Origin of the sequence: Pseudomonas sp. PS02290 (genome assembly GCF_029960075.1) — a bacterium.
GTDB lineage: Bacteria > Pseudomonadota > Gammaproteobacteria > Pseudomonadales > Pseudomonadaceae > Aquipseudomonas.
Map to the genome: position 1 here is coordinate 41975 of NZ_JASCOY010000035.1, position 9534 is coordinate 51508.

The window sequence follows — 9534 nt, forward strand, 5'->3', positions numbered from 1 at the left end:
CCCTTCAGCGCTTGCCCGCGACAAGATGAAAAGCGGGCTGTCGACTTCAGCAGTTAAACCAGGACCTGGTACCAGCGCTGCAGATAAGCCTCATCGATTATCCAGTCACTGAGCACCTGCTGCTTCAAGGTTTGGCCAAGTCGTTCCGACTCGTCCAGATCATTGAGGTGCCAGGCGATGGCATCGGTCCAGGCGGCCGTTGTGTTCTGCACCCGCGTGAGTGGCAGGTTGTTACGCAGGCCCTGCACGTCGCTGGCGATCACCGGATAACCACAGGCGCCGAACTCCAGGGCCAGACGGCAGCTCTTGTGCTCGCCAAACCTGTCTTGGCTGGCCGGAATCAGGGCGACAGCGAGATTCAGTGAAGCAACCACGCCGGGGTATAACTCGCCTTCGACCGCGCTGCGCCATTCGTGAATGTAAGGGCGCAACGCCTGCGGACAAGGGCCCATGATCACCCACTCGACCTGCTCGGCGAGGGCCTTTATTACGTCGGCGATCAACACCAGCGCAGGCAAGTCCGTAACGCTGCCCACCCAGCCGACCCGGGGTTTGCGGTGGGGCAGGGAGACGCACTGCACCGTTTTCCAGCGCTCCGCCAGCCGGGTTTCGATGATGTAAATATTCTCGTGGCAGGCGCCCAGTTCATCCGCCAGCCCGGCGCTGGAAACCACCACCCTGTCCATCAGCGCAAGACCGGCCTGAAGGTCGGCACGGACCTGCTGCACAGAAGGGGCATCCGGCAGTTGCTCGGCTGAGGGCGGGTATTCATCCATGTCATAGAGGCGTAGCGCGTTTGCGTGGGACTTGATGGTCGCCACGTCCCGGATCGCCGCCTGGTTCCACGGCCTCTGTAGGATAAGCGTCTCCGGGCGCAGTCGGGCGAACTCGCCGAGGGTCAGTGTTGCAGAAACCGAGACAGGCTCGATCAGCAGCGCTTCAGCCAATGCATCCAGGGCACCCGTCAGGCGTTGGCTTGATCCGGACAGCTCATCCGGATGAGCAAGCACGATGGGCACCGGTCGCCACGACAGCGGCCGCCACGTCAACTCGGTGTTGGTTTCGAGCTGCAAGCCCTGAGCACGCGCCGAGAAGTTATCGCTGTACGCAGGGTCGTGGGCGATGTACGTCAGCCATTTGTTGTACAGCGCGTGCTTTTCACCTTCATTCGGCAGATCGGTCTGGGCCGCTTCGTGAAGCAGCACCACGTGGGGCGTCCAGACAATCAATCGCCCGGATTCCTTCACTCGCAGGCACAGGTCGATGCCGCGATAGCGGTTGTTCAGCGCCGTTTCATCCAGCCCTTGCGCCGCCTCAAACAGGACCCGACTGATCATCAGGCAGGCATCGCTGACCGCGCTGTAGTTCTGATCCACCGCCAGTCGCTGCATGTAGCCTTCACTGGCGCCGCTCTGGCCGTTGAAGATCGAGGTGACCGGATCGTGAAGCCCAAGGATCAGCCCTGCATGGGCGATCGTGTTGTCCGGCGCCAGCAGTTTTGCGCCGACGATGCCGACTTCGGGCCGCTGCGCATGATTGAGCAGGCTGTCGAGCCAATCGCCGTGCAACACGGCGGTGCGGTTGTCGAGCAGCAACAAATAATCGCCGGTCGCCTGGCGTGCGGCGCTGTTGTAGAGAGCCGAGCGGTCGAAATCACCGGGTTGGCGCAGGACACGGACCTGATCCAGCCCCATGGCCGCGACGCCATTCAGCCAGTCAACGGCTTCCGGCGCCTGGCTGTCGTTGTCGACGATCAGGATCTCGTAATCCGGGTAGGTGGTCTTTTCCAGAATGCTCTCGACGCAACGCTGCAGCAGCAGGATCTGATCCCGGGCGACAACAATGATCGACACCTTGGGATGGCCTGTGCGGCCGTAATTGATCCGGTATTGGCGCGGACTCGTCTCGATCACCTGCCCGTTTTCATAGCCTCGGACGAGCAGGTGGCGCTGCAGCGTTCGCCCTTCATCGAGGTTCGACTCGCGCGCTTCCGTTCGGTGGGTAACGAGCGGCTCGGCAATGTGCTCAAGGCCGCCCATGCCGTCGTGCTCGATCAGGCGAAGGATCAGGTCCAGTTCGAGGGCCTGAGGGTAGTGCGGGTCAAACCGCCCGGCATCGATCACCGAATAGCGGTTGAAGATCCAGTGCTTGCTGGTGACGGCGGGGCAGCTGAGCAGGTAGTCAAGACTGAAGTCCGGCCGCAGCATGACTTCCAGCTTGTCTTCCTGGGTCTGGGCGATTTCATCGGCGAACAAGGCCCGGGTGGTCGGCCCCTCGCTGATCTTGACAGCCGCCTTGAACAGCCCGGCGACATGCACCGTGGCGCCGGCATCGAGCATCAGAAACCAGTCGAAACTCTGCTCATCCATCAGCCGGTTGAGTTGCGGCGCCCGATTCTGCCCGGTGACCGGAACGTACACGGCTGTGCCATCGGCCTCGCCTCGCGGTGCCTCAACACTGCCGTCGTACAGCACGAAGACCTTGGGCGGCATCCAGCCTCGGGTGGCGTCCTCGACGCTCACCAGCGTCTTGATCAGCGCCTGCTGCCGGTTGTGCAGATCCGAAATGATCACTGCAAAGGCCGGCGCGCCGTTGTGCTGCTGAAAATACTGCACGATGTGCGGTTTCTGCGGCCCGGTGGGGCGACGCTTGCCGGCCCAGTCCAGAATCTGGTCATTGCGCAGGTCGGCAGCCGACTTCTGCAAGAACCAGGCACGCAGGTTGAAATTGGAGAAGTTCTCGCGATCACGCAGGGGCGCTATCTTCACGTCGCCGTTGCGCCTGGATTCCCGGCGCCACTCCAGCTCCTGGGTGATGCGGTAAAAATGGGCGTGGCCTTCTTTGGCGATTTGCGGCGCAGCGCGGGTGATGCTGCTGGTCTGGGTGTCGGTCATGCGAAACCGGGACAGCGGGCGCCCCAGCATGGCCAGGTTGCCCGCTCGCAACAGCTTGACGTACAGGCTGACATCGCCCAGCCACATAATCGGTTGCCCCTTGAGCGACATGATGTCGTCGCCATGGGCCAGCACGTCATCGCGACGGCACATCACCGAACTGGGTTCGCCCATGAAGGTCAGCGGGATTTCCGACAGCAACGACACCAGTTCCGGCCCGTGAATGACCACGTCTTCCTTGAAGGGGAAAAACGTGACCAGGGTATCCGGCAGAAAGTCGCCGTTTTCGTCGATCAGGCGTCGGGTGGAGGCGGCGAGGGTGATGTCCGGATGGCCATGCAGCAGCTCGACCAGCGCACTGACACACTCGGGCTCCAGCAGGTCGTCGTCGTAGAGAAACTTGATGTACTCGCCCCGCGCCTCCCTGACCCCGCGTGCGCCGTTCAGCGCTTCGCCCAGCGAATGTTCGTTGAAGAAATAACGAATCGGGAACGGGCTTTCCGGCGTCAACTGATCCACCAGCGCGCGAATGCCGCCGTCACGACAGTCGTCGCAGATCACGATCTCCAGCTGATCGTAGTCCTGCGCAAAAGCGCTGCGCAGCGCCAACTCGAAGTACGTGGGTTTGTAGGCGGGAATGACGATGCTGACCAGGCGTGAAGCGCTCATCGGGTTACCTTGCGACGGATGACGGGCGCCGGTTCACGCTCATGGGGCGGACCGGCGATGTGAATGTGGGCGCGGCTCAGCGGTGCTCGGCCAGCACCGTCTGCATGATCGCGATGATGCGGGCGAATTCATCCGGGGTGAGGCTATCGAAGATCGGCAGGCACAGAACCCGATTCGACACATCGCTCGCCACCTGCAGGCGGTCCGGTTTGGCGGATTCCAGGCTGCGGTACATCGGGAAAGACGAGATCAACGGGTAGAAATAGCGCCGGACCAGAATGTCCTGCTCGCGAAAGCGCTCGAACAAGGCGTCTCGGCTGATGGGGAAGGCGTCGCCCACCAGCACCGGGAAGTACGAATAGTTGTGATGCTCGCCGGGGCTCCAGAGCAAATCGATGCCCGGTATTTGCGTCAGTGCTTCGCGGTACATCGTGTCGATCTGCTTTCTGCGTTCCAGCGCGCCATCGATGTAGTTGAGCTGCAACAGGCCGAACGCGGCGTTGATCTCGCTCATCTTGCCGTTGATGCCGGGGGCAACGACGGTCACTTCATCGGCGAAACCGAAGTTCTTCAGGTAATCGATGCGTTTTTTGGTTTTCGCGTCCGGGCAGACAATCGCGCCGCCCTCGAAGGTGTTGAAGACTTTGGTGGCGTGGAAGCTGAGCACCGACAGGTCGCCGTTGCGCAGCAGGCTTTGCCCCTGGTGCTGCACACCGAAGGCGTGGGCGGCGTCGTAGATCACTTTCAGGCCGTAGCGGTCGGCGATCTGCTGGATGCGGTCGACGTCACACGGCATGCCATAGCAATGCACCGGCATGATCGCGGTGGTTGCCGGGGTGATGGCTTCTTCGATGCGGTCAGGGTCGAGGTTGAAGGTGCCCGGCGCGATGTCGACGAACACCGGTTTGAGCCCGTTCCACAGCAGCGAATGGGCGGTGGCGACAAACGAGTAGGGCGTGGTGATAACTTCGCCGGTCACGCGCAACGCTTGCAACGCCGTGAGCAGCGCCAGCGTGCCGTTGGAAAACAGGCACAAGTGGTCGACGCCCAGGTACGCGGCCAGGTCTTTCTCCAGCTTTTCATGGAACGGCCCGGCGTTGGTCAGGCGCTTGCTGTCCCATATCTGCTGCAGATACGGCATGAACTCTTCCAGCGGAGGCAGCAGCGGCTGGGTGACCGGGATCGTTTTACTCATAAGCTTCCTGTGCTCTCTGACGCGCTGCGGGCTGTGCGCGTTGACGCACGGCGAAACGCCCGCGCTGTGATGGCTGGCGTCGTCGAACGCTCGCCGTCATCGAAATGGCGTTTGCGGCGCTATGGCACCGAAAAAAGCAAGAACCCGGCCAACCCGCCATGCTGCAAAGATGCGCTTGATATTCCGAACGCCTGACGCTTATTTTGTACGCCTTGCCGCCCTGCGGCCTGCCCCATAAAAAGGATTTGAGTCATGAGCAGCGATGACCACCATTCACTCGCGCAGCGACTGATGGGCATTGATGAAATTGAATGCGTCACGCCGGATCTGAACGGCGTGCCACGAGGGAAGGTGATGACCGGGGAGGGCTTTCTCGAAAGCCGTCGGTTGCAGTTGGCGCGGGGCGTGCTGCTGCAATGCATCATGGGCGGCTACCCGCCGTCAAAATTCTACGGCAGCGACGACGGCGACCTGGCCTTGATCGCCGACCCGCAGCAGATCCACCGTCTGCCGTGGAGCGACGAGCCTCGCGCCCTCGCAATCTGCGACGCCGACGAGCTCGACGGCCAGCCGTCGCCGCTGTCCACCCGCGGCCAGCTCAAGTCTGTGATCGCCCGCTACGCCCGGCATGGCTGGTCACCGGTGGTGGCCACTGAGCTTGAGTTCTTCGTCTTCGCCGCCAACCCGGATCCGAGCCAGCCCTTCCAGCCGCCGGTCGGTCTGGACGGTCGTCGCGAGGACGGCCAGTCGGCGTTCAGCATCAGTTCCAACAACGGCCTGCGGCCGTTCTTCAAAGAGGTCTACGCCTGCATGGCTGCGCTTGGCCTGCCCCGCGACACCGTCATGCACGAGATGGGCGTCAGCCAGTTCGAGATCAATCTGCTGCACGGCGATCCGCTGCTGCTGGCCGACCAGACATTTCTGTTCAAACACATGCTCAAGGAAGTCGCGCTCAAGCACGGCCTGATCGTGGTGTGCATGGCCAAACCGCTGGCGCACACCCCCGGCAGTTCGATGCACATTCACCAGAGCGTGGTCGACACCATCACAGGCCAGAACATCTTCAGCGATGAGCAGGGCGGGACGACCGAGCTGTTCCATCACTTCATCGGCGGGCAGCAGGCGGCGATGGCCGATTTCACCGCGTTGTTTGCGCCCAACGTCAACTCCTATCAGCGCCTGTGCCATCCGTTCGCCTCGCCGAACAACGCGTGCTGGTCCCACGACAATCGCTCGGCGGGGCTGCGCATTCCGGCCAGCGCACCGGTCGCCCGTCGGGTCGAGAACCGTCTGCCCGGCGCCGACGCCAACCCGTATCTGGCCATTGCGGCCAGTCTCGCTGCGGGGCTTTATGGCATCGAGCACGCGCTGGAACCGTCACCGCCGATCCAGGGCGAGTTCGTTGTGCCCGATAATCTGTCGTTGCCATGTACCCTGCACGCTGCCCTGGAACGTCTGACTCGCAGCTCGTTGGCCAAGGAACTGTTTGGTGCCGAATTCATCGAAGGCTACGTCGCGTCGAAGACCCTGGAACTGACCAGCTTCTTCAACGAAATCACCCCCTGGGAGCGCCGCGTTCTGGCCGCTCAGGCTTAAGAATCGCTGTTCGGAAATCCTCTGGAATCGAGGGTTTCCGTCTTTTGGAAAGCTATGCGCCAAATCTGGAAGTCCTTTCGAGCGCTGTATTTTGCCTCGCTGATGATGTTGATCGGCTCGGGCCTGCTCAGCACCTACCTTGCCTTGCGTCTGGCCGCCGATCAGGTCGATGGCCTATGGGTGGGTGCGTTGATGGCCGCGAACTATGTCGGTCTGGCCTTGGGCGGCAAGATCGGCCACCGGCTGATCGGCCGGATCGGGCACATTCGCGCGTACGCGACCTGCGCCGGGATCGTCGGCGCGGCGGTGCTGGGCCACGGGCTGTTCGACTACCTGCCGGCGTGGATTTTCCTGCGGATGATTGTCGGCCTGGGCATGATGTGCCAGTACATGGTCATCGAGAGCTGGCTCAACGAGCAGGCCTCGCCCAAGCAGCGCGGCACGGTGTTCAGCCTCTACATGATCGCGTCGTACCTCGGGCTGGTGCTCGGCCAGCTGATTCTGGTCATCCACCCGCAACTGGGCCCTGAGCTGCTGATGCTCGTGGCGATGTGTTTTGCCCTCTGCCTCGTGCCCGTGGCAATGACCCGCAGCATTCACCCGGCACCGATGCACCCGGCACCGCTGGAACCGCTGTTCTTCATGCGCCGGGTGCCGCAATCCCTGACCACCGTGTTGAGCGCCGGCATGATCATCGGCTCGTTCTACGGTCTGGCGCCGTTGTATGCCGCGCAACAGGGGCTGTCGACCGAGCATGTCGGCCTGTTTATGGCCAGCTGCATCGGCGCGGGCCTTATCGTGCAAGGACCGCTGGGCAAGCTGTCAGACCGCTACGACCGCGCCTGGCTGATTCGCGGCGTAGCAGGTTTGCTGGTGCTGGCCTCGCTGCCCCTGGCGATCCTCCCCAGCGTGCCGATGGAGCTGTTGCTGGCGGTGGGATTCCTGGCCTCGCTGCTGCAGTTTTCCCTGTACCCGCTGGCCGTGGCCTTCTCCAACGACCACGTCGAAGGCGAACGCCGCGTGTCCCTGACCGCCATGCTGCTGATGACGTACGGCGTCGGCGCCAGTGCCGGCCCCCTGGTGTCCGGCGTGCTGATGAAGATGTTCGGCAGCAACATGCTCTACGCCTTCGTCTGCTTCGTGGCGCTTGTGCTGGTGCTGCGTATTCGTCCGAAAGCCGTCACCAACCTGCACCAGGTCGAAGACGCCCCGCTGCACCACATCGCGATGCCCGACAGCATGTCCAGCTCCCCGCTGGTAGTTGCCCTTGACCCTCGGGTTGATGAGCAGGTGGTGCAGGATCAGATGCAGGACGTTGAGCCTGAGGTTTCGTCGGATGTGGCGCCGGATGTGGCGGCTGAATCTGAAGTGCAGCCAGAGATGGTGGAGCGGGTTGTGGCGTCGGGTGAAGGCGTCGTGCGACCGGTGGCGATTATGGATGAGGAAGTGGCTGCTGAACCTGAAGCGGCTGGGCCGGAGGAGGCGGTTGAAGTGCGTCGGGATGTTGGGGTGGATCGGCCTTTGTGATGGAGGCTTGTTGATCTTTTTGATCTTGCTGCGATCCACTTTTTCCCCTGCGCCGTAGCACTCTGTGGGGGCGACCGGGGTGGCGCTTCACCTTGCTCGCGAAGGCGGTGTGTCAGTGATGGGGAATTTGCCTGACCCGTCGCATTCGTGAGCAAGCTCACTCCCACAGGTTCCGCGTCTCACCCTCAAACTTTGGCCGACACAAGCCACTGTAGGAGTGAGCTTGCTCGCGAAGGCGATCTGTCTGCGAAATGGATTTTGTCTGGCTGGCCCCATTCGCGGGCAAGCGCGCTAGTACATGTAGCCGACAATCTGCGCCGAGTGCTATTACTTCAATCCGCTCAACGGCCAGCCCGTTGCTGGATCAAGGTCTTTCTCCTCACACATCCGCGCGATCAGTTCTTCGCTGGGTGGCGGCGGAGTTACGGCAGCGTCGCGCTTGCGCTTCCATTCGAATGTTTCGTCCCACTCGGGGAGTTTGGCTGGGGGGAGGGGGACGATTTGGTCGATGTCGGGGACCTTGGCGCCGAGGTGTTCGTATCTGCTCAGGAAAGCCCCGATCAGTTCGTAACGGTAGGATCTCTCCAAGTCTTCCTCTACGCCCAGATAATCATTACTCTCTGGGTTAATCACTTTGAAGCCATCTTCAAGTATCAGCGCGCTGGTAGGATAGCCTGCTGTTACGGAAATCTGATACGCCTCCAAGGCTGCACGGTATTCCCTCTGGTTTTGTCGCGCGATGCCATAAGCAAATGCCGCTTTAGGATGGTTTTGCTCCATTGCGCAGCGCCGCATCTGGGACGCTACTATCCCGGCTCCTTTAATTCGCACCAGCAACTCGGCGACGTAATATTGTGCTTCAGGGTTTCCCAGCTCGGCGGAGCGTCGGAAGTAATAGCGTGCGGCGGATGGATCTTGCTTAACGCCATAGCCAAGCTCCAAGTAATGCCCCATATCGTAGAATGCACCGGGTATATGATCCTTCATTAACCCTTCTACTAAGTTTATTGTTTCTTTCGCTGGCTGCGTGGCAGTTGTTAATTCTTGTGATAGCAGAGCTTGCAAATTAGTGGCTGCGCGGTAATGACCGTGTGCAGCCGAAATTCTGTAATAGCGCGCAGCAAGATCAAATTGCTTCGGCCCCTTTATTTGTTCGAGATGCAACCCATAGCGATACAACAGTTCGGCGTCGGGATCCAATGGGGGTAGGCGATCAGCCTCATGAATACATTCGAACTCCAGATGCTTGAAAGCAGCGTCGTAATCGGCTTTTTCAGGAACGAGTCTCGTAATTTTGGTATCGCTCGCGTCGCAGCCTGTCAAAGACAGCACTATTAATAACGCTGCTGATCCGAAGTAGTTCATATCATTCCTTGTGTTTACTATTTGCTTTGATTACTTATGTAGCGAGGAATATTACCTCAACCCACTCAACGGCCAGCCGGTAGCGGGATCAAGCCCTTTCTCCTCGCACATTCGCGCGATCAATTCTTCGCTAGGCGGAGAAGGAGGCACGGCGGCGTCGCGTTTGCGCTTCCATTCGAACGTTTCGTCCCAATCGGGGAGTTTGGCGGGGGGGAGGGGGACGATCTGGTCGATGTCCGGGCCTTTGGCGCCGAGGTGGTGGTTTTTTTTCAAAAAGTTACTTATAAG

General features: G+C 60.9%; 6 protein-coding genes. 2 read left to right on the forward strand and 4 right to left on the reverse strand.

Translation table 11 applies throughout. The annotated features are described in order from the left end of the window. Nucleotides 1-53: 53 nt before the first annotated feature. Nucleotides 54-3563, reverse strand: coding sequence for a glycosyltransferase (locus QMX88_RS16380; protein WP_282371151.1), 3510 nt, complete (start codon nucleotides 3561-3563; stop codon nucleotides 54-56). A gap of 76 nt (nucleotides 3564-3639) precedes the next feature. Further along, nucleotides 3640-4758: a dTDP-4-amino-4,6-dideoxy-D-glucose aminotransferase VioA gene (gene vioA, locus QMX88_RS16385; protein WP_282371152.1), complete on the reverse strand. Its 1119-nt coding sequence runs from the start codon at nucleotides 4756-4758 to the stop codon at nucleotides 3640-3642. Between the two features lie 354 nt (nucleotides 4759-5112). Here vioA and QMX88_RS16390 point away from each other — a divergent pair, with 354 nt between their 5' ends. After that, nucleotides 5113-6354, forward strand: a complete 1242-nt coding sequence (locus tag QMX88_RS16390; RefSeq protein ID WP_282371159.1) for a glutamine synthetase family protein — start codon at nucleotides 5113-5115, stop codon at nucleotides 6352-6354. A gap of 54 nt (nucleotides 6355-6408) precedes the next feature. Beyond that, a complete protein-coding gene (locus QMX88_RS16395) occupies nucleotides 6409-7881 on the forward strand; it encodes an MFS transporter (protein WP_282371153.1) in 1473 nt (490 codons plus the stop codon). Between the two features lie 327 nt (nucleotides 7882-8208). Here QMX88_RS16395 and QMX88_RS16400 read toward each other — a convergent pair whose 3' ends face one another. Further along, nucleotides 8209-9246 (reverse strand): SEL1-like repeat protein, encoded by a 1038-nt coding sequence (locus QMX88_RS16400; protein WP_282371154.1) that lies wholly within the window; start codon nucleotides 9244-9246, stop codon nucleotides 8209-8211. Between the two features lie 51 nt (nucleotides 9247-9297). After that, nucleotides 9298-9534, reverse strand: a 237-nt coding sequence (locus QMX88_RS16405) for a DUF6396 domain-containing protein (protein WP_282371155.1), incomplete at its 5' end; no start/stop codon positions are given.